Annotated in this window: 23 protein-coding genes; 9 read left to right on the forward strand and 14 right to left on the reverse strand. The window is 73.2% G+C overall.

Annotated features, from left to right (window positions below):
- The first annotated feature begins 83 nt into the window (after positions 1-83).
- From ACZ466_RS45040 to ACZ466_RS45070, 7 genes are all read left to right on the forward strand, one after another.
- Positions 84-686 carry a TetR/AcrR family transcriptional regulator gene (locus ACZ466_RS45040; RefSeq protein WP_378283098.1) on the forward strand — a complete coding sequence of 201 codons (603 nt, stop codon included), beginning with the start codon at positions 84-86 and terminating at the stop codon, positions 684-686.
- Between the two features lie 226 nt (positions 687-912).
- Complete coding sequence (locus ACZ466_RS45045) at positions 913-1119, forward strand: helix-turn-helix domain-containing protein (protein ID WP_464041943.1); 207 nt, start codon at positions 913-915, stop codon at positions 1117-1119.
- A gap of 366 nt (positions 1120-1485) precedes the next feature.
- On the forward strand, positions 1486-1647 hold the full coding sequence (locus tag ACZ466_RS45050; protein ID WP_378283096.1) for a hypothetical protein: 162 nt from the start codon (positions 1486-1488) through the stop codon (positions 1645-1647).
- 29 nt (positions 1648-1676) lie between these two features.
- Positions 1677-2363, forward strand: coding sequence for a hypothetical protein (locus tag ACZ466_RS45055; RefSeq protein WP_378283095.1), 687 nt, complete (start codon positions 1677-1679; stop codon positions 2361-2363).
- Between the two features lie 186 nt (positions 2364-2549).
- Positions 2550-2918, forward strand: coding sequence for a hypothetical protein (locus tag ACZ466_RS45060; protein WP_378283094.1), 369 nt, complete (start codon positions 2550-2552; stop codon positions 2916-2918).
- A gap of 41 nt (positions 2919-2959) precedes the next feature.
- Positions 2960-3406 carry a hypothetical protein gene (locus ACZ466_RS45065; RefSeq protein WP_378283093.1) on the forward strand — a complete coding sequence of 149 codons (447 nt, stop codon included), beginning with the start codon at positions 2960-2962 and terminating at the stop codon, positions 3404-3406.
- A 544-nt stretch (positions 3407-3950) separates the two neighbouring features.
- Complete coding sequence (locus ACZ466_RS45070; RefSeq protein ID WP_378283092.1) at positions 3951-4304, forward strand: hypothetical protein; 354 nt, start codon at positions 3951-3953, stop codon at positions 4302-4304.
- Here ACZ466_RS45070 and ACZ466_RS45075 read toward each other — a convergent pair.
- A complete protein-coding gene (locus tag ACZ466_RS45075; protein ID WP_378283091.1) occupies positions 4273-5190 on the reverse strand; it encodes a pyridoxamine 5'-phosphate oxidase family protein in 918 nt (305 codons plus the stop codon). The genes ACZ466_RS45070 and ACZ466_RS45075 overlap by 32 nt on opposite strands.
- Before the next feature lie 17 nt (positions 5191-5207).
- Positions 5208-5669 (reverse strand): VOC family protein, encoded by a 462-nt coding sequence (locus ACZ466_RS45080; RefSeq protein ID WP_378283090.1) that lies wholly within the window; start codon positions 5667-5669, stop codon positions 5208-5210.
- A gap of 104 nt (positions 5670-5773) precedes the next feature.
- Between ACZ466_RS45080 and ACZ466_RS45085 the strand changes: the two genes are divergently transcribed.
- Positions 5774-6316, forward strand: a complete 543-nt coding sequence (locus ACZ466_RS45085) for a CGNR zinc finger domain-containing protein (protein WP_378283089.1) — start codon at positions 5774-5776, stop codon at positions 6314-6316.
- 5 nt (positions 6317-6321) lie between these two features.
- Here the strand turns inward: ACZ466_RS45085 and ACZ466_RS45090 are convergent, their stop codons facing one another.
- Positions 6322-6903 (reverse strand): TetR/AcrR family transcriptional regulator, encoded by a 582-nt coding sequence (locus tag ACZ466_RS45090; protein WP_378283088.1) that lies wholly within the window; start codon positions 6901-6903, stop codon positions 6322-6324.
- 90 nt (positions 6904-6993) lie between these two features.
- Here ACZ466_RS45090 and ACZ466_RS45095 point away from each other — a divergent pair, with 90 nt between their 5' ends.
- Positions 6994-8394 (forward strand): MFS transporter, encoded by a 1401-nt coding sequence (locus tag ACZ466_RS45095; protein ID WP_378283087.1) that lies wholly within the window; start codon positions 6994-6996, stop codon positions 8392-8394.
- Between the two features lie 12 nt (positions 8395-8406).
- On the opposite strand, the gene ACZ466_RS45100 is transcribed toward ACZ466_RS45095, so the two are convergent.
- The 11 genes from ACZ466_RS45100 to ACZ466_RS45150 form a co-directional block, all read right to left on the reverse strand.
- On the reverse strand, positions 8407-9018 hold the full coding sequence (locus ACZ466_RS45100; RefSeq protein ID WP_378283086.1) for a class F sortase: 612 nt from the start codon (positions 9016-9018) through the stop codon (positions 8407-8409).
- A gap of 162 nt (positions 9019-9180) precedes the next feature.
- On the reverse strand, positions 9181-9690 hold the full coding sequence (locus tag ACZ466_RS45105) for a hypothetical protein (RefSeq protein ID WP_378283085.1): 510 nt from the start codon (positions 9688-9690) through the stop codon (positions 9181-9183).
- 65 nt (positions 9691-9755) lie between these two features.
- Positions 9756-10697, reverse strand: coding sequence for an SDR family NAD(P)-dependent oxidoreductase (locus tag ACZ466_RS45110; protein WP_378283084.1), 942 nt, complete (start codon positions 10695-10697; stop codon positions 9756-9758).
- Between the two features lie 12 nt (positions 10698-10709).
- Positions 10710-11552, reverse strand: coding sequence for a fumarylacetoacetate hydrolase family protein (locus tag ACZ466_RS45115; RefSeq protein ID WP_378283147.1), 843 nt, complete (start codon positions 11550-11552; stop codon positions 10710-10712).
- 2 nt (positions 11553-11554) lie between these two features.
- Entirely contained in the window at positions 11555-12373 is an 819-nt protein-coding gene (locus ACZ466_RS45120; RefSeq protein ID WP_378283083.1) for an alpha/beta fold hydrolase, read from the reverse strand.
- Positions 12374-12403: 30 nt separating this feature from the next.
- Positions 12404-13786: an amidase gene (locus ACZ466_RS45125; protein ID WP_378283082.1), complete on the reverse strand. Its 1383-nt coding sequence runs from the start codon at positions 13784-13786 to the stop codon at positions 12404-12406.
- Complete coding sequence (locus tag ACZ466_RS45130) at positions 13770-14156, reverse strand: nuclear transport factor 2 family protein (RefSeq protein ID WP_378283081.1); 387 nt, start codon at positions 14154-14156, stop codon at positions 13770-13772. The genes ACZ466_RS45125 and ACZ466_RS45130 overlap by 17 nt, the downstream gene beginning before the upstream one ends.
- Positions 14153-15388: a CaiB/BaiF CoA transferase family protein gene (locus tag ACZ466_RS45135; protein WP_464041944.1), complete on the reverse strand. Its 1236-nt coding sequence runs from the start codon at positions 15386-15388 to the stop codon at positions 14153-14155. The genes ACZ466_RS45130 and ACZ466_RS45135 overlap by 4 nt, the downstream gene beginning before the upstream one ends.
- Positions 15385-16410, reverse strand: coding sequence for an acyl-CoA dehydrogenase family protein (locus ACZ466_RS45140; protein WP_378283079.1), 1026 nt, complete (start codon positions 16408-16410; stop codon positions 15385-15387). Before ACZ466_RS45140 ends, ACZ466_RS45135 begins: the two co-directional genes overlap by 4 nt.
- Positions 16407-17192 (reverse strand): enoyl-CoA hydratase/isomerase family protein, encoded by a 786-nt coding sequence (locus ACZ466_RS45145; protein WP_378283078.1) that lies wholly within the window; start codon positions 17190-17192, stop codon positions 16407-16409. Before ACZ466_RS45145 ends, ACZ466_RS45140 begins: the two co-directional genes overlap by 4 nt.
- The gene (locus tag ACZ466_RS45150) at positions 17185-18306 is read right to left on the reverse strand and encodes an acyl-CoA dehydrogenase family protein (protein WP_378283077.1); all 1122 of its coding nucleotides are present in this window, start codon (positions 18304-18306) and stop codon (positions 17185-17187) included. Before ACZ466_RS45150 ends, ACZ466_RS45145 begins: the two co-directional genes overlap by 8 nt.
- Positions 18307-18309 lie beyond the last annotated feature (3 nt).

The raw sequence follows: 18309 nt of genomic DNA on the forward strand, positions 1-18309 counted from the left end.
AACTACTCTCGTAATAGTTGGAAACGTAGCACCCCGCCGCGCGCCGGGCGCGCACCGGGACCGAACCGCCTAGCATGCGGGACGTGCCTCGAATCTCCGGCTCCCTGGACCAGCACCGCGCCGCCGTGCGCGGGCGCATCCTCGTGGCGGTGCGGGAGATCATGGCCGCCGAGGGCGTCGACCGGCTGTCGATGGCGGAGGTGGCGGCCCGCTCGGGGCTCGGCCGCGGCGTCGTCTACAACTACTTCGCCGACGTCCGGGCGCTGCTGATCGCGCACGCCGAGCACGAGACCACGCGGTTCACCGAGGAGCTGCACCGGGCGCTGGAGCCGGCGACCACGCCGACCGAGCGGATCGTGGTGTACGTCCGGCGGCAGCTGGCCGACTTCGCCGCCTGTCCGCAGCCCGCCGGTCCGGAGCTGGCCACGCTGCTCGGCCCCGACGGCTACCGGCGGATGCAGGCCCACGTGGAGCCGCTGGGCCGGATCCTGGCCGGCATCATCGCCGACGGCGTGGCCACCGGGGAGTTCGCCCCCTGCGACCCGGCGGCCACGGCCCACCTCCTGCACGCCTGCCTGGGCGCCGAGCGCCACCCCCTAGGACAGGGGAGCCGCGACCTGGAGGAGACCACCGGCAACGTCACCACCTTCGTCCTAAGAGGCCTGGGCGCCTCCCCCCGCCACTGATCTTGAAGGGGCGGCATTCCGCTGCGTGACCGCATAGATGTGTTTCTGCTGTACAAGCGGGTGGTGTGCGGTACTCCGAGGGGCTGGGCCGAGCGTGAACAGGTCCGGTACCGGGCGGCCGGAGGTGGCGCGCAGGCTGCGGGTGACGCGGCAGTGGGCGAACCCTGGCGTCGGGCGTGGCGGGCCGGGGCCGAGTTGGGGCGGGGCTCTGCCACCCATGGGTGGGATGTGGATCGCCGCCCTGATTCACCAGTTGTTCGGGGTGGACGACACCCTGCGCGGGGTGTCGTGCCTGATGCACCGGATCGGATGGTCCCCGCAGGTGGACCGTGCCGCTGAATGCGATGAGGAGGGAGACCTGGCCGCGTGTACAAGCACGGCTGCCAGCGCGGGGCGTGGATCTGCTTTGCCGATGAGTCCGGCCGGTCGCTGAGGCCGTCCAAGGGGCGGACCTGGGCTCCGGTCGGGCAGACCTCGATCGTGTAGGTCACCGGCAAGGGCTCGGAACGGGTGTCAGTGGCTGGGCTGGTGCGCACCCACCCGAGCAGCGCACCCGGCTGATCCACCGCGCCGTCACCCACCGCCACCGCAAGGGCGAGAAAAAGGGCTTTGGCGTCGCCGAGCTCAAAGCGCTGCCGCGCTCTGCGCACCAGCAATTGCCCGGCGGGAACATCGTGCTGGTCTGGGACAACCTCATCACCCACATCGGCCCGGCCATGTGTGCGTTCATCGACGCCCACTACCGGCTGACGGTGTTCCGCCTCCCCGGCTACGCCCCCGAACTCAACCCCGCGAGGGCGTGTGGGCCAACCTCAAAGCAAAGCTCCGCAACCTCGCCGTCCGCGGCATCGATCAACTCGCCCTGGCCATCAAAAGCCACCTCAAACGGGTGCGGTACCGGCCCGCCCTCCTGGACGCCATCATCGCCGGGACCGGTCTCAATCTCGCCCGGCCACCGTAAGACTGCCAACCTCGGTAGCTTGTGCGCCTGTGAAGTTCTTTGGGCAGAAGCACCACCAGGTACCGCCGAAGGGTGGCGAGGCTGGGACCGTCAGCGTTGCCGGAGACGGCTCGGCCGCAGCAGGAACGACCCCGGTCGGCTTCGGCTACAAGATCGCCTGGCTCGCGATCCGCGCCGAGGACACCGAGGCCGCTGCCGAAGCACTCCGCGTGACCGATGCGCAAGCCGCGTCGTGGGCTGAGGGCATCGACACGGCATACGGAGCGGAGCAAGGCCGGGCGCCGGTCTTCCTGACGCCTGTCGTCGACGGCTGGACGCTGGGCGTACTTGGCGGAGGTGAGTTGTTCGAGGACGATGGCGTCGGATGCGGCGCTCTCGACCTACCGTCCTTGAGCCGTCGCTTCGGCGAGGTACAGAAGTTCGCGACGCACCGGGTCGTGGAGCACCACGAGTGGCAACGGTGGGTCAACGGCTCGCCCGTCCGCCGCTACCGCTGGATCGGCGAGTCAGGAGAGATCCGCTTCGACGAGGGCGAGCCGATCAGCGCGGAGGGGAACCTGCTGCGCGCGACGAACCTGGACGGCGACTGGGATGCCTTCGACTTGGCCAACGAAGAAACCGTTATGGCGGTCGCGGCGGAATGGAGTGTCAATCCGACGATGCTCGACGAGCGCGACGACCTTCCGCCGCACGGACTCTTGGGTTTTCTTGCTTAGTGTCGCTGGTCCAACGCCATCATCGCCGATACCGGCCTCGACCTCGCCCAGCCCCGTAAAGACGACCTTTCAACCTCGGTGGCTTCCACTGCCCAAGCGGACCTGGAGCCTGGCGGCACGTGCAGAAAAGAAGGTCAGTGCCATCTCAAGGCGATGTCGCGGCGCGTTCCGAGTCAATGGATAGGTATGGACAGCATCAAAGATGTCGAAGGTCTCAGAAGTCTGTTGTGGAATGAAGTTCCTGAAGCGCGATCAGCGATAAAGGCGCTTGATCAAAGATGTGCCGAGATTGCTTCGGAGTATGGCGAGGAGCCGTTTGTGGGTGTGTACGAATACATCTCGGAGATATTTTGGTGGGAGGTGTTCGAGCCTGCTCTGAAGCGTGGCGAGCGGCAAGTCGTTGATCGATGTTTTCGTATAGTAGAGATTCTGTTGGAAAAGTCGGACAACTTTATTCGTGAAGCTGTGCTCATTCGCGTAGTGGTACATCTGCAAGAGCTCCCCAGTGTGCGGATTCTCGCAGGTGACAACCTGCTGAAGGAACTGAGAGGGTAGTCTGGTCCTCTCCGATGGCGACGTATGAGTAGTCCGACTACATGGACGAGTTGGCGAGCCATTTCAACTCCGTTGCGGACCATCGCACGCTGATCAGCGTAAAACGGCTGCGTCAATGTCCTCCGGGTGTTCGGTTCAAGCTCCTACTGGTGGAGTATGTTCGGCGTGCCGCCGACGCGGTGCCGGTCGAGGAGATCCAGCAGATCCATGGCCGCAGCTCACCGCCCCACTTCAAAGTCTGCTCCGGGACCGGCTGGGACGGTCACACCACCCTGGTCGCCGCAGCCCACCTGTTCTGCATCGAATTGCGTACCGTCAGTCCAGAAGCGCCTTCAACGGTTTGCCGCTTACACGATCGTCCGCGAGGTTCTACATCTCTGGCCACCCGGGCAGACTGTTGCGCCGCCTGCCAACCCGGCAGCAGGATGGGGGGGAGCGCGGCGTTGTCTCGGGACCTCTTGGACGCCGATTCATTCAAAGGCGGCTGATGAAATGGTCTGCGCGGACATGTGATTCTGGCTTCGGTCTCTGGACACGACGCACTCGCCGACCACCTGGTCCTCCACAGCGACCGCCGGATCGAGGAGGTCACCCGCCGATTCCCGGACCGATTTTTCGCCTTCGACTAGTTCGGGCCGTTGTCGATCCGGCCCTGCCACGGGGCGGGATGGGGTGAGCGCAACTGGCCGGACCGGTTGCCGGCGACCTACCGGCGCACCCACGGCGTGCGGTACTTCCATGGCTGCTACAGCCTGGGCGGGTGACTCCGCCGTGGGCGTCACCCGCCGCCGCAAACAACCTGTCGGCCAACAAGACTCCGGCCATACCGGAGAGGCAGGCCTACCTGCGCTGGCGCAACGCCAACGCCCGCCACCCCGACGTGCCGGCCGCCCAACGCCGCGAACGCGCCCATGGGCCGGGAGCGGCGGGCCCGGTTTCGTGATGGTGGGGTGGAGTACTACGGTTTGTAGTGTCAGAGTGTCCGGGGCCTGTGGGCGCCCGGCCCGCCCCCCCCTCGGTCCGGAGGTCGCCGTGGAATTCGTCCGGCTCCTGCTGCTCTTCTTCCACTTCGTCGGCCTGGCGGTGCTGATCGGCGGTTTTCTCGCCCAGTTGCCGGCCGTGCGGGAGGGCCGGGCCAGGCCCGCGACGGCCATGCTGCACGGAGCCCTCACCCAGGTGGTCACCGGTGTCGCCCTCGTCGGCGTCGCCCAGGGCGCCCTGGACAAGGAGGTCGACAACGCCAAGATCGGCGTGAAGCTGCTGGTGGCGCTGATCATCCTGGTGCTCATCCTCGTCGGCCGCCGCCGCCCGCTCAGCACCCCGGTCTTCATGACGATCGGCGCGCTGGCCCTCGTCAACGTCGGGGTCGCGGTGTTCTGGACGTGACCGTCGGGTTGAAGCGGGACGGGACCGGGTCGCTCCAGCGCAGCGGGCTCGCCCCGGGGATCTCGACGGCGGCGGTGACGGTGAACTCCACGAGCCGTTCGGCGCCCGGCACGGCCGCCGCGTGCCCGGGATCCCAGTCCGTTCGTGCGGTGCCGGTGAGCTGCAGGACGGCGCCGGTGCGCCAGTCGGGGAACAGCAGCCCGGCCCTGGGTTCCACCTCGAGGTTGCCGAGGGTGTTGAACATGGCGTTGCCGGTGTAGTCGGGCCAGCGCAGCACCGTCGGCGACAGCACCTGGACGAATCCGGGGGCGCCGCCGCGGTGGGAGGCGTCGGCGTTCCCGTCCCGGTCGGCGGTGGCGATGAAGAAGGTGTCGGCGCCGGCCACCAGCCGCTGCTGCCCGGTGGTCAGGGCGGTGGAGTGCCGGGCCTCGCCGGGAGTGCCGGGCGCCCGGTGTGGTTCGCGCTTCTGGATGTACTTGGGGCAGTTGGAGTACACCTGGTCGAGCGTGACGCGCAGGCCGTCCGCGGTGGGGACGGCGCGGCCGTTCATCCGCATCCGGCGGTGCCGCGCGGGCTCGATGGCGAGCATGCCGACCGGGACGGGGGCCGTCAGGGGGCCGCGGAGCGGGTCGCCCGGGACGGGCCGCGCGTCGACGGCGACGGTGCGGGCGTCCTCGGCGCGCAGGAAGCCGGGCCGCCCGGTGAGCAGCGTCGCCCACATCCTTCCGTCCGCGTCGGCGGCGCCGAGCACGACCATCGGCTGCTGGACCAGGAACCGGCGTGCCACCTCGGGGATCTCCGCGCGGACGGAGAACCCGCCCTGGTCGAGCAGCCCCGCGCGCCGCCGGGCGGCCCGTTCCCCCTCGTGGTAGATGTCGACCGCCACAGCGGCCTCCTTTCGTGTTAGAAGAAGCCGCAGGTCGGGGCGGTTCCGCCGGGGGCGGGCGCGGTGTCGGCGCCGGTGGGCGCGTAGATCTCCAGGCGGATCCCGTCGGGGTCGGTGAAGAAGATCCCTCCGGAGGCGGCGCCCTCGCCGTGCGGGACGACGCCGTCGTAGGCGAACCCGGCGTCCAGTTCGCGCAGCACCGCTTCGGCGGCCCTCACCTCGTCGACCGACTCCACCTGGAACGACAGGTGGTGCAGCCCGGCGGAGCGGGTGGGGAAGGGCGTGTCGCTCTGCTGCCACAGGGTGAGCACCAGGCGCCCGTCCCGTCCCAGGAACGCCCAGCGGCGGCCCTCCTCCTGGCCTTCCGCCTGCACCTCGAACCCGAAGACCCGCAGGTAGAAGGGCAGTGACCGGTCCAGATCGGTCACGTTCAGGCCGACGTGCCCCGTCCGCAGCGCCTTGACGGCGACCGTTCCCATGACGCACCTCGCATTCTCGATGGCCTAACTGGCTATTTGAAGATAGACAGTTAGGTGATGAGGCGTCAACCGGCAAAGTGTCGATAGGTGGATAGACTGGGGGCATGGAACCGGCAGTCCCGGACCCTCGTCCGCTCGTCGGCGAACCGCTGTCCCTCGACCTGCTCAACACCCGGTGGATCGAGGCCGGCCGCGGCCGCGACCTGCTCGACTCGACCGGCGGCCTGGCCGTCTGGCTGCGCTCGGCCGGTCTGCGCGACCGCGCGGAGGCCGACCGGGCGACCCTGGACGCGCTCCTGGAGACCCGCCGGATCCTGCTGGCGCTCGTGGACGGCGACCCGTCCGCCGACGCGCTCAACCGCGTCCTGGCGCACGGCGCCGTGCGCTACCGCCTCGGGGTGGACGGCCCGGAGCGGCGTCCGGAGACCGACGACCCCGCGTGGCTGCCCGCCTGGCTGGCCGCCGCCGACTACCTGCGGCTCCTCGGCGACAGTCCGGGTCGCGTCAAGGCGTGCGCCCACCCCGACTGCGTGCTGTACTTCCACGACGCGACCAAGAACGGCACCCGGCGCTGGTGCTCGATGGCCGCCTGCGGCAACCGCGCCAAGGCGGCCCGCCACTACGAGCGCGCCAAGACCCGCGACTGATCAGGTCAGCGGTCGGACAGGACCGACTGGATGGACTTGATCACCACGTCGGCGGCGTCGTGCGCGGCCAGGCGTCCCTCCCGCACCTCGCCCGCCGCGCCGTGCAGGATGTAGTGGACGACGCCGACCAGCCAGGCGGGGGGCAGGTCGAGGCGGAACGCCCCCTGCTCCCGGCCGCGGCGGATGAGCTCGGCCATGCGCCGGTCGGGTTCGCCGTGCAGCTCCCGGACCCGGCCCGCGGGGAGGACGCCCTCGGCGGCGGTCAGCAGGGCCGCGGACTCGGCCACCAGTTCCCAGCTCGACTCCAGTAGCCGGGTCAGGGCCTCGCGGGCGTCTCCCGCCAGGTCGACGGACGCCAGGGTCTCCTCGCCCGCCCGGAGCGCGTCCATGAGCGCGGCCTCGACCAGGTCGGCCCGGGTGCGGAAGTGCCCGTAGAGGGTCATCCGCCCGACGCCCGCGGCCTGCGCGATGTCGTCGGTGGTCGCGTTGGGGTTCGAGCGCAGCTGCGCGCGCGCCGCGGACACGATGCGGGCGATGTTGCGCTCGGCGTCGGCGCGGCGGCGGGGACGGGCGGTGGATCCGGCCATGGCCCCAGCATAACCCGTATGGCGATGTACGAGTTATCGTCTACAGTGCAACTCGTACATTGGAGTACGAGTTATGGCGTGGAGGATCCGATGACCCGATCGCAGGAGACCGGCGCACCCCAGGCGGCGCCCGACGACCCGCACCCGGCGCGATGGCGCGTCCTCGGCTTTCTCGGGGTGGCCCAGCTCATGCTGATCCTCGACGTCACCGTCGTGGCGATCGCGCTGCCCCACATGGAGACCGACCTCGACCTCAGCCGCCAGGCGCTCACCTGGACGGTCAGCGCGTACACGCTCACCTTCGGCGGCCTGATGCTGCTCGGCGGGCGGATCACGGACCTGCTGGGCGCCAAGCGGGTCGTGCTCGCCGGGCTGCTCCTGTTCACCGCCGCGTCGCTGGTCACCGGGCTCGCCGGGACGGCGGCCATGCTGGTCGGCGGGCGGATCGCGCAGGGCGCCGGGGCGGCGCTGCTGTCCCCCGCGGCGCTGTCGCTGGTGGTGGCGCTGTTCGACGGTGACGAGCGGAACAAGGCCCTGGGCGTGTGGTCGGCGCTCGGCGGCGGTGGCGCGGCGCTCGGCGTCCTGCTGGGCGGCCTGCTGACGGCCGGTCCAGGGTGGCCCTGGGTGTTCCATGTCAACGTGCCGATCGGGCTGGTGATCGCCGCGGTCCTCGCCGTCCTGCTGCCGGCGTCGCAGGCGCCCGCCGACCGGCCCCGGCTCGACGTCCTGGGCGCGGTCCTGGTCACGGCCTCCTCGGCGTCGCTGATCTACGCCCTCATCGCCGCCGGTGAGCGGGGATGGCTCACCGTGCTCACCGGGGTGCTCGTCCTGGCCGCCGCCGCGGGCTATGTGCTGTTCGTGCTGTGGCAGCGGCGGGCCCGGTCGCCGTTGATGGACGTGCGGCTGCTGGTCCGGCGGCCCGTGGCGACCGGCGCGTTCCTCATCCTGATGGCGACCGCGCTGATGATCGCGGTGTTCTTCCTGGGCACGTTCTACTTCCAGCACGCCCAGGGCTATGGCGCGCTGCGGACGGGGCTGCTGTTCCTGCCGGTGGCGCTGGCGACGATGGTCGGGGCCAATGTGACCGGGCGCGTGATCGGCCGGTGGGGCGGGCGCGTGCCCGCCGTCGTCGGATTGACGGCGGCGGCGGTCGGCATGGCCGTCCCGGCGGTGTCGATGCGTCCCGTCAGCGTCGTGATCGGCGTGGCGGTGGCGGCGGCGGGGACCGGCGCGATGTTCGTCATCGCCTCGGCGACCGCGCTCGGCCAGGTGGCGCCGCACGAGGCGGGGATCGCCTCGGGAATCGTGAGCACCTTCCACGAGTTCGGCGCCTCCCTCGGCGCCGCCGTCGTGTCGAGCGTCGCGGCGGCGAGCCTGGTCGGGACCACGCTGGACGGCTTCGGCAGGGGGTTCACCGTGGCGGCGATCGCGGCGGCGGCCGGCGTGGTGGCCGCCGCGCTGCTCACCCCCGGCCGTCCGAAATCCTCCTGACCGGCGGCGCCGTTACCGGACCGCGGTCTGTGAGGCGTAGACGATGATGTTGTCCTGATAGCTGCGCCGGTCCTTGTCGAACGAGCCGCCGCAGGTGACGAGCCGGAGACCCGCGTGGCCGATCGGACCGTACATGCGCCGGGTCGGGAACCGGTCCTTGGGCACCCGCTCCACGGACTCGACGGTGAACACGGCCACCCTGCCGTCCGCGCGGCCCACCTCGATGCGGTGCCCGGGCCTCAGCCGGCCCAGCTCGTAGAAGACCGCGGCCCCCTTCGCGGAGTCGACGTGTCCCAGGAGCACGGCCGGGCCGCGTTCCCCCGGGGTGGGCCCGCCGTCGTACCAGCCCGCCTCGCCCGGCCGGTCGGCGGCCGGGACCTGCACCGAGCCGTCGGGCTCGAGGCCCAGCCGGACCAGCGGCGCCCTGACCCCGAGCGACGGCACGTCCACCCGGACGGGCACCGAACGGGCCATGACCGGCGCGTGGTGAGCGACCGGCCGGGCGGTCGCCGCCCAGGCCGGCGGCTGCGGCGGACCGGCCGGACCGCGCAGGCCCAGGCCGACCGCCACCAGCCCGGCGGCCAGCATGACCGCCGCCAGCGTCCACAGGAGCCTTCCCGGCATTGTCCCTTCACCCGTTCGGCGAGAATTCACTGCCATTCGCTGAGCCGTTCGCGCATTTTCTTGATCGCGAATTCTGTGTCTTTTACCGTGGCGCGGAAAGCGCAGGCCCTGAACGGCCGGGTGGCCGCCCCCGGCAGGAGGCGGCCACCTTTCGGCCCGTCGTCACGCGGCCGCGTCGTTGCGGCGGCGCACGGCCACGGCGCCGATCCCGCCCGCCCCCAGCAGCAGGACGAGCCCGCCGGCCAGGAGAACGGTGCCGGAGTCCCCGGCGCCCCCGCCGATGCCCGTCTTGGCGCCGCCCTTCGGGGCGGTGTGCGGCTTGCTGCCGGCCTTGCCCTCCACCACGTCGAACTGCCCGACCGCCCGGAACTTGCCGCACCTCACCAGCACCGTGTAGGTGCCGGGGGTCGTGTCGCTCTTGATGGTCGCCAGGCCCGCCCGGCCGTCGACCTCCTCGGCCCCGTCCAGCGGGACCGACCCGTTCTCGAAGGCCAGCGAGCCCGCCGTGCCGTCGCGGTCGCACTTCGTGCTGGAAACGGTGACCTTGTCACCGGGGCGCGCCTTGCCCGGCTTCACGACCACGTCTCCGGTCTCGGCCATCGCGGGCGCCGCGAGGCCGATCGTCATGGTGCCGGTGACGACACCGAAGACGGCCGCTTTTCCGAGTCGCATATCTCCCCCAAGTGGCACGGCGGCTGACTCCCGTTTCAGCTCCTGGCACCGTGTCCCTTACGCCCTTATGTGATGGGGCCGGAGCCGGGTCGGTTCGGGGGATTTGCGTTTCTTGAGAATTGGGTCCCTCGGGGCTCCGCGGGGGCTTCGAGCCAGCTTTCGATCAGGTCGGCGGTCGCCCGGCCGGAGACGTCGGGCAGCTTGCGGGCGAGGAAGGCGGCCCCGGCCGGGGACGTCGCGTACCGGAAGTCCGGATCGCGGGCCGCCAGCACGTCCCTGATCACCGCCGCGACCGCGTCCGCCGGCTGCCGGGACGGCAGGCCCGGAAGCACGCGGGCGGCGTTCGCCGTGTACTGGCGGAGCGCTTCGCGATAGGGGCCCGACTCGGCGTCGAGCCGTTCCCGGTCGCCGATCCCGCCCAGGCCGGTGGCCGTCGGGCCCGGTTCGACCACCGACACCGCCACCCCGAGGCGCCGGGCCACCGGGGCCAGGCTCTCCAGCACGCCTTCGAGGGCGAACTTCGAGCCGCTGTAGGCGTGCTGGAAGGGCAGCCCCACCACCCCGCCGATGCTGCCGACGGCCACGACCCGCCCGCCGCTCGCCCGCAGGAACGGCATGGCCTGCCGGATCAGGGCGACCGGCCCGAAGACGTTCACCTCGAAAAGCCGCCGGTAGTCCTCCGGCGTCTCCCTCTCGAAGGTGTCGAACCGGTTGACGCCCGCGTTGCTGACGACGGCGCGCAGCGACCCGTAGGCCGCGGCGACGTCCGCCACGCAGGCTGCCGTCGCCGCGGCGTCGGTGACGTCCAGTTCGCGGACGTCGAGTTCCACGCCCGCCTCGGCGCTCCGCTCCGCGAGCTCGGACATGCGGTGGAAGGAGTGGACGGAGGCCACGACGCGGTGGCCCGCGGCGGCCAGGGTGACCGCGGTGGCGGCCCCGATCCCCGAACCGCAGCCGGTGATCAGCGTCGCGCCCCGCCGGGACGCGTCCTGCCGGGACGAGGTCATGAGGTGATCCCCTCAGTCCCCCTGGACGAACCGGGTGCGGATCTCGCCGACGCCCTCGACGGCCGACACCAGCTCGTCGCCCGGCGCCAGGAAGCGCGGCGGCTTGCGGGCCCCGCCGATGCCGCCCGGCGTCCCGGTGAAGACCAGGTCGCCGGGCAGCAGCGGGGTGACCGACGACAGGCGGTGCACCAGGGCCGGCACGCCGAAGATGAGGCTCTTCGTGCGCGCCTCCTGCACCTGCTCGCCGTTGAGGCGGCAGCCGATCGCCAGGTCGTCGGGGTCGGGCAGCTCGTCGGGCGTCACGACCCACGGGCCGGTCGGCCCGAAGCCGGGGAACGACTTGCCGAGGCTGAACTGCGGCATCGGCGGCCGCATCTGGACGGTCCGCTCGGACAGGTCCTGCCCGACGGTCACGCCCGCGACGTGGGCCCAGCCGCGGTCCTCGGGGACCCGGTGGGCGCGCCGCCCGATGACCACGACCAGCTCGACCTCCCAGTCGACGGTGCCGCCCGGCAGCGCGACGGTGGCGTCGGGCCCGGTCAGGCAGGTGGGGAACTTGGTGAACGTGGGCGGGAACCCGGGGTCGGCCACGCCCGCCTCGGCCGCGTGGTCGGCGTAGTTCGTCCCGATCGCGAAGATCTGGCGGGGGCGGGGGACCGGTGCCCCCAGGTCGCCGGGCGAGAACGGCTCGCCCGGTCCGGACGGGCCGTCCGCGGCCCACCGCGCGAACTCCTCCCAGCGGTCGTACACCGCCTGCGGGTCCGGGGAGAAGCGCCCGTCCGACGCGGTCGCGACGTCGATCGCGCCCGCCGCGGTGACGATCACGAGCCGGCCGTTCCTGTTGGCGATCCGCATCGTCACCGGGCCCCTGACAGGTCGACGCCGGTGAAGAACTCGTGCAGGATCCGGCTGACCGCGGCGGGGGACTCCAGCACCGGGAAGTGGGTCTCGCCCGGCAGCCGGTGCGGGACGAACCAGTCGTGCGCCGCCGCGAACTCCAGGTTGGCCCGGACGTAGCCGGCCTCGTGCGGCAGCGTGTAGATGTGCGTCACCGGGCGGGGCTCGCCGAGGGCGGCGAGCCGGTCCGCGACGGTCGGCCACTTCCGGTAGGAGGCGCCGATCTCCCGTCCGGTGCGGTTCCAGTAGCCGGCGCCGAACGAGGACATCTCGTCCCGGACGTGGTGGGCGACGTCGGCGTTGCCGCTGTCGCCGAGCGCGTAGGCGAAGAACCCGGCCCGCGCCTCCTCCCAGGCGTCCTCCCGCTGCCAGTCGTCGCACCAGGTCAGGAGCGCCTCTCCGGGGTCGTCCAGCTTCCAGCTGACGAGGGCGATCTTGGCGGCGCGGTCCGCGCCGAGCCGCTGCGCGGCCTCCACCGCCGCCCAGCCGCCGTGCGAGGACGACACGGTGTACACCTGGTCGAGGCCGAGGGCGTCCACGAAGGCGACGATGTCGCCGGCCATCTCGTCGATGGTGAAGTCGCCGTCGTGGGCGCGGTCCTCGCCGTGGCCGCGCCAGTCGAGGGCGAGGACGCGGTGGCGCCGCGCGAGGATCGGCGCGACGTGCTTGTACATGCGGTGGTCCTCGTTCCAGCCGGGCAGCAGCACCACCGCGGGCCCGTCGCCGGCGCCGGTCTCGTGGTAACTGATCGGGTTCCCGTTGAGGGTGATCGTCGTCATCGGGGCGGTGCCTCTCGTTCAGTTCAGGTATCAGTTCAGGAATGCGGTGAGGTCGGGGCGGCGGGCGGGGCCGAGGGCCCGCTCCACCGCGAGGGCGACGGCCAGCAGCCGCGCGTCGGCGCCGCCCGGGCACGCGATCTGCAGCCCGGCGGGCAGTTCGCCGGCGGCGCGCGGCAAGGGGAGGCTGACCGCGCACTGGCCGAGGTAGTTGACGGGCTGGGTGTTGCGGGTCATCGCGAGGGCGAGGGCGAGCCCGGCCGCGGGGTCGGCGGCCTCCGCCGCGGCGGGTGCGGTCACGGTCGTGGTCGGGCTCAGGCAGGCGTCCCAGCGGGCGAGCCTGGCCGCCGCGCTCTCGACGGCGCGGGCGCGCCGCTCCTCCAGCGCCTCCAGCCTGGCCGGGAGGACGTCGAGACCGGTGGCGGCGCGGGCCGCGATCACCGGGTCCATCCGGTGCCGTTCCCGGTGGAAGCGCTCGGCGCCGAGGGTGCCCACCAGGCGTGCGGGCAGGACGGCCGTGAAGTACTCCTCCCGCTCGGCCGCCTCGGGCAGCGCCGCGTCCGTGACGGTCGCGCCCCGCCGCCGGAGCGCGGCCGCGGCTTCGTCGACGGCGCGTTCCAGTTCAGGCTCGGCGCCGAAGGAGCCGGTCAGGCGCCCGGCGCGCAGCCCGTCCAGCGCGGCGGCGCGGATCCGCCGGCCGCCGGTGAGGGCGGTGAAGACCGTCGCGGCGTCCTCGGCGGTGCCGGTCAGCAGCCCGACCGAGTCCAGGTGCGGGGCGAGCGGGAAGGCGCCCTCGGCCGGCCACAGGCCGTGCGTCGTCTTCAGCCCGACGACGCCGCACAGCGCGGCGGGCACGCGGACGGAACCGCCCGTGTCCGCGCCGACCGCGAACCCGCACAGGCTGGCGGCGACGGCGACGCCCGCGCCCGAGCTCGATCCGCCGGGAAGGCGGGGCGTCCGCGCGTCCCACGGGTTCACCGGGGTGCCGCGCGGCGCCGACGCCCCGGTGATCCCGAGCGCGAACTCGACCGTCCGGGTCTTGCCGAGCAGGACGCAGCCCGCCGCCCGCAGCCGCCGGACGAACGGGCCCTCCGCGCCGACGGCGTCGCCGACGTCGACGAGGGAGCCCGCCGTCGTCGGCATGCCCTCGACTGCGAACAGGTCCTTCACCGACACCGGGACGCCCATCAGCGGGCCCAGGTCCGTGCCCGCGGCGAGCGCCTGGTCGACGGCGCGGGCCGCCGCGACGGCCGGGCCGGCGGCGACGTGCTGGTACGCGCCGAGCGCGCCGTCCAGGGCGGCGATGCGGTCGAGGTAGGCGCGGGTCGCCTCCACCGCGGTGATGTCGCCGCGGCGCAGCCGGGCCGCGAAGCCGGTGACGCCGCCGTCGGCGAGCGGGTCAGGGGCGAGGGGCATGATCCCCCACCGGGGTCGAGTGCAGGGCCAGGAACCGCCAGGCGCCGTCGCCGGCCTTCGACCAGACGGCGAGCACGTGGTTGTCGAGCGCCTTCCGGACGCCGGAGACGTAGATGTCCATGCGGCAGCGGTTGGACACCAGCGCGTGGTCGCCGCGGACCAGGATCGTCTCGTCCGAGCGCACGATGCTCCGGTAGTCGAACGTCGCGTCCCGGACGCCCTCCAGGTAGGTCTTCTTGCCGTCCACGAGCCCGCTGGAGTGCGTGTAGACCAGCGCCTCGTCGAAGAGGCGGTCGAGGGTGGCGATGTCGGCGTCGAGCATCGCCTGGTAGCGGATGTCCTCCTGCGCGCGGATCTGCTGGGACGTCATCGTTCTCTTCTCCTTCGGTCTGCCGATCCGCCGGTCGGCCGGTCGGTGGCGGTCAGGGCGGTCACGCCCGCGCCGGCGAGCGCGGTGATCGCGTCCTCGCCGTGGCCGAGGGCCGCGAGGATCGCGCGCGAGTCGGCGCCGGGCGCGGGGGCGGGCCGCGGCGGCCCGGACGGCGTGGCCGAGAAGCGCGGCGCCGGCGCGGGCTGGCGGACGCCGCCGACACCGGTGAAGGTGCCGCGGGCGGCGAGGTGCGGGTGGTCCGGGGCCTCGGTGAGGGAGAGGACGGGCGCGGCGCACGCGTCGCCGTCCAGGACGCGCGCCCACTCGTCCCGCGTCCTGGTGGCGATGATCGCGGCGATCCGCTCGCGCGCCCCCGGCCACGACGCCGGGTCGGCCATGTCCCGGCGGAGCGGGTCGCCGGCGGCGACGCCCAGCTTGTCGAGCAGCTCGGCCCGGAACCTCTCCTCGATCGCGCCGACCGCGAGGTGGCGGCCGTCGGCGCAGCGGTAGGTCCCGTAGAAGGGGGCGCCGCCGTCGATCAGGTTGGCGCCGCGCTCGTCCCGCCACCAGCCCGCGGCCAGGCGGCCGTGGAACAGCGTGGTCAGCAGCGACGCGCCGTCCACGATCGCCGCGTCGACCACCTGCCCCGCCCCGGTGGCGCGGGCGTGCGCGACGGCGGCGAGGACGCCGAGGGCGAGCAGCATGCCGCCGCCCGCGTTGTCGCCGACGAGGTTGAGCGGCGGCGGAGGCGGTTCCTCGGCGGGGCCGATCGCGTGCAGCGCCCCGGTGACCGCGATGTAGCCGATGTCGTGCCCGGCTGTGCTCGCGAGGGGGCCGTCCTGGCCCCAGCCGGTGACGCGGCCGTAGACCAGCGCCGGGTTGGCCGCCAGGCAGGCGTCCGGGCCGAGCCCGAGCCGTTCCATGACGCCGGGCCGGAAGCCCTCGATCAGCACGTCGGCGCGCGCCGCCAGGTCGAGGGCGAGCGCGCGGCCCGCCGGCGACTTCAGGTCCAGGACGATCGAGCGGCGGCCGCGGTTGACGGCGTCGTCCTCGGGTGCGGGACGGGACGGGTCGGACCCGGGCCGGTCGACCCGGATGACGTCGGCGCCCAGGTCGGCCAGCAGCATCCCGGCGAACGGCCCCGGGCCGATCGAGGCGATCTCCAGCACCCGCAGGCCGCGCAGCGGCCCGGGGCGCCCGTCCCGGTCGAAGGGGGTCGCGGTGGTCGTCATGCCGTCAGCCACTCCCAGAACTCGGTCTCCGGAGCGGCCAGGGCCAGCGCGCCCAGTTCCGCCGCCCACTCGCGCTCGCTGCCGTCGGCGTCCCGCCAGGCCCACAGCCGCCGGGTGAGCCGGTGCAACGCGTACTCGGCGGTGACGCCCAGGGCCCCGTGCAGCTGGTGGGACAGCCGGGCGGTCTCCGACGCCGTCCGCGCGGCGACCACACGGCCCGCCGCGGCGGCGGGCAGGGCGCCGTCCGCGCCGCGCTCCCGGACGGCCTCCAGCGCCCGGTCCTGCGCCGCCTCGGCCTGGATCAGGCCGGTCCGGATCACGCCGAGGGCGGTCCGGACCGCCGGGATCGCGGCCAGCGGACGGCCGAACTGGTGCCGCCGCCGCACGTGGGCGCGGGTCAGGTCATAGGCGCCGCGGGACGCGCCGATCAGCGCGGCGGCCCGCAGCACCGCCACGCGCGAGCGCACCGCGGTCCGCGACGGCAGGCCGGGCAGGGGCTCGGCGGCGTCCGCCGCGATCGTGTCGGCCGGCTCGCCGGCGATGTTCTCCGCCTCGGCCAGGACGGCGCCGGGCGCGAACCGCACCAGCCGCGGCGCCGGCTCGGGGCCGAGCACCAGCGCCCACCGGGCGAGCCGCCCCCACGGGGCCTCCGCCCGCCCGTCCGGCCGCAGCCGCGCGATCGTGCCGATCCCGCCGGGCGGGTCGGGCAGCCGGCTGACCGCCCACGCGGCGGTGGCCGCCTCCACCAGCGGGCTGCTGTGCCCGTACGACGCCAGCGCCCGCACGATCACGGCCAGCTGGTCCAGATCGCCGCCGGCGCCGCCGTCCCGCTCGGGCACGCCGATCATGTGCAGGTCCAGGCCGGTGAGCGTGGACCACAGCGACAGCTGGGCGCCGGTCTCGGCCGCGCCGGGGGCGGGCGCGGCCAGGGAGCGCCGGTTGATGTCGTCCACCAGCGCGAACAGCTCGCGCGCGAGAGCGTCCGCCGTGTCGTTCGCCGGGTCGTCCACCGGGTCGCTCACCGCGGGTCCCGGCCGCGGTCGAAGAAGGCGGCGAGGGCGTCGCGATGCTCCCGCGTGGAGAACATGAACGACTGGCCCAGCAGCTCGTGGAGCATCGTGCTCTCCATCGAGCTCTCGAACGACCGCGCGAGGATCGCCTTCAGCACCGCGACGGCCCTGGCGGGACGCTCCGCGAGCCGGGCGGCCAGCGCGGCCGCCTCCGCGGCGAGCTCCCCGTGCGGGACGACGCTCCCGAAGATGCCGAGCTCGGCGGCGGCGTCCGCGCCGAGGACCTCGCCCGTCAGGCACATCCGCCGGGCCCGCTGGAACCCGACGACGCGCGGGAGCAGGAACAGCCCGCCCAGGTCGGGGACCAGCCCGAGCCTGACGAACGTCTCCCCGAAGCGGGCGCGCTCCGACGCCACGGACAGATCGCAGGCCAGCACCATGTTCGCGCCGCCCCCGGCGGCCACCCCGTTGACCGCCGCGATCGTGATCTGGGGCAGGTTCCACAGCGTGCCGAACCAGTGCTGGCTGGTGTACCGCATGAGGTCGTGCAGGTCCTCGTGGTCGGTCCCGACGAAGTCGCGGGCGTCGGCGCCCATGCAGAAGTGGTCGCCCGCGCCGGTCAGGACGACGACCTTCAGCGCCCGGTTCCGCCGGATCCAGTCCAGGCAGGCGACCAGCTCGGACCGCATGGTCAGGTCCATCGTGTTGCCCGACCCCGGACGGTTCAGCGTCACGGTCGCGATCGGCCCTTCGACGTCCAGCAGGAGCGTGGCGAAGGACGGGATCTCAGTCATGCGAGCCCTCCTGGCGCGAGATCAGGTCGAGGAGCAGGTCGGCGGCGCCGCCGCGCAGCGCGAACGCGGGCGCGGCGAGCAGCGTCGGCCGGTACAGGGGTCCGTCGGAGAAGCCCAGGTCGCGGGCCAGGTCCACGGTGTCCTGCTCGAACCGGTTGCCGAGGTACTTCAGCGTGGCGGCCTCCTGGACGGGCACCTCGCCGCGGTCGAGCGCGTCGGCCACCGTCCGGCACAGCCTCCGCAGCGCGGCCAGGCGCGCGGTCAGCTCGCCGATCCGCGCCGCCGTCGCCGGATCCGCCGGGCCGCCGGAGGCCCGCGCGAGGATCTCCACGACCAGCGGGTAGGTCGACAGCACCCGTTCCGGGCCGCCGCGTTCGAGGGAGAGCTGCTCGGTCACCTGCCGCCAGCCGTTCCCGGGCTCGCCGAGCAGCCCGTGCGCCGGGACGAACACGTCGGTGAGCGCCACCTCGTTGAAGTGGTGCTCGCCGGTCATGTCCACGATCGGGGTGACCTCGATGCCGGGGGTGGCGGTGTCCACGACGAACTCGCTGAGCCCCTGGTGCCGTCGTTCGCCCCGCGACGTGCGGGCGAGGACGTACAGATGGGTCGCGTGGTGGGCGTGGCTCGTCCACGTCTTGCGGCCGTTCAGCAGCCAGCCGCCCTCGGCGGGGCGCGCGGACGTCCGCACCGACGCCAGGTCGGACCCGGCGTCCGGCTCGCTCATCCCGATCGCGCACACCACCTCGCCGGCGGTGATGCGCGGCAGCAGCTCGGCGCGCAGCCGGTCGCTCCCGTACCGCAGCACGACCGGCCCGACCTGGCGGTCGGCCGTCCAGTGCGCCGCGACCGGCGCGCCCGCGCGCAGCAGTTCCTCGGTCACCGCGAGCCGGACCCGGTAGGTCGCCCCGCCCCCGCCGTAGGCGCGCGGCCAGCTCACGCCGATCAGCCCGAGCGCGCCCAGCTCGCGGCTGAACCCGGGGTCGAACGAGCGCAGCCAGGCGTCGCTGCGCGGCCGGTAGCGGCCCTCCTCGCGCCACCGCGCGCACAGGTCGCGCACCCGCTCCCGGTAGTCGGCCTCGGTCGCGGCGGCCGGCCCGTCCCGCAGTACCCGCATCGC

It is taken from the genome of Actinomadura rugatobispora (assembly GCF_055379765.1).

Excerpts from the sequence above, each read along its gene's own strand:
- ACZ466_RS45130 (WP_378283081.1), bottom strand. The coding sequence starts at position 14,156 with ATGACGTCCCAGCAGATCCGCGCGCAGGAGGACATCCGCTACCAGGCG.
- ACZ466_RS45125 (WP_378283082.1), bottom strand. The coding sequence starts at position 13,786 with ATGCCCCTCGCCCCTGACCCGCTCGCCGACGGCGGCGTCACCGGCTTC.
- ACZ466_RS45065 (WP_378283093.1), top strand. The coding sequence starts at position 2,960 with ATGGACGAGTTGGCGAGCCATTTCAACTCCGTTGCGGACCATCGCACG.
- ACZ466_RS45115 (WP_378283147.1), bottom strand. The coding sequence starts at position 11,552 with ATGCGGATCGCCAACAGGAACGGCCGGCTCGTGATCGTCACCGCGGCG.
- ACZ466_RS45100 (WP_378283086.1), bottom strand. The coding sequence starts at position 9,018 with ATGCCGGGAAGGCTCCTGTGGACGCTGGCGGCGGTCATGCTGGCCGCC.
- ACZ466_RS45120 (WP_378283083.1), bottom strand. The coding sequence starts at position 12,373 with ATGACGACGATCACCCTCAACGGGAACCCGATCAGTTACCACGAGACC.
- ACZ466_RS45080 (WP_378283090.1), bottom strand. The coding sequence starts at position 5,669 with ATGGGAACGGTCGCCGTCAAGGCGCTGCGGACGGGGCACGTCGGCCTG.
- ACZ466_RS45095 (WP_378283087.1), top strand. The coding sequence starts at position 6,994 with ATGACCCGATCGCAGGAGACCGGCGCACCCCAGGCGGCGCCCGACGAC.
- ACZ466_RS45150 (WP_378283077.1), bottom strand. The coding sequence starts at position 18,306 with ATGCGGGTACTGCGGGACGGGCCGGCCGCCGCGACCGAGGCCGACTAC.
- ACZ466_RS45110 (WP_378283084.1), bottom strand. The coding sequence starts at position 10,697 with ATGACCTCGTCCCGGCAGGACGCGTCCCGGCGGGGCGCGACGCTGATC.
- ACZ466_RS45145 (WP_378283078.1), bottom strand. The coding sequence starts at position 17,192 with ATGACTGAGATCCCGTCCTTCGCCACGCTCCTGCTGGACGTCGAAGGG.
- ACZ466_RS45135 (WP_464041944.1), bottom strand. The coding sequence starts at position 15,388 with ATGACGACCACCGCGACCCCCTTCGACCGGGACGGGCGCCCCGGGCCG.
- ACZ466_RS45105 (WP_378283085.1), bottom strand. The coding sequence starts at position 9,690 with ATGCGACTCGGAAAAGCGGCCGTCTTCGGTGTCGTCACCGGCACCATG.
- ACZ466_RS45060 (WP_378283094.1), top strand. The coding sequence starts at position 2,550 with ATGGACAGCATCAAAGATGTCGAAGGTCTCAGAAGTCTGTTGTGGAAT.
- ACZ466_RS45085 (WP_378283089.1), top strand. The coding sequence starts at position 5,774 with ATGGAACCGGCAGTCCCGGACCCTCGTCCGCTCGTCGGCGAACCGCTG.
- ACZ466_RS45045 (WP_464041943.1), top strand. The coding sequence starts at position 913 with ATGTGGATCGCCGCCCTGATTCACCAGTTGTTCGGGGTGGACGACACC.
- ACZ466_RS45090 (WP_378283088.1), bottom strand. The coding sequence starts at position 6,903 with ATGGCCGGATCCACCGCCCGTCCCCGCCGCCGCGCCGACGCCGAGCGC.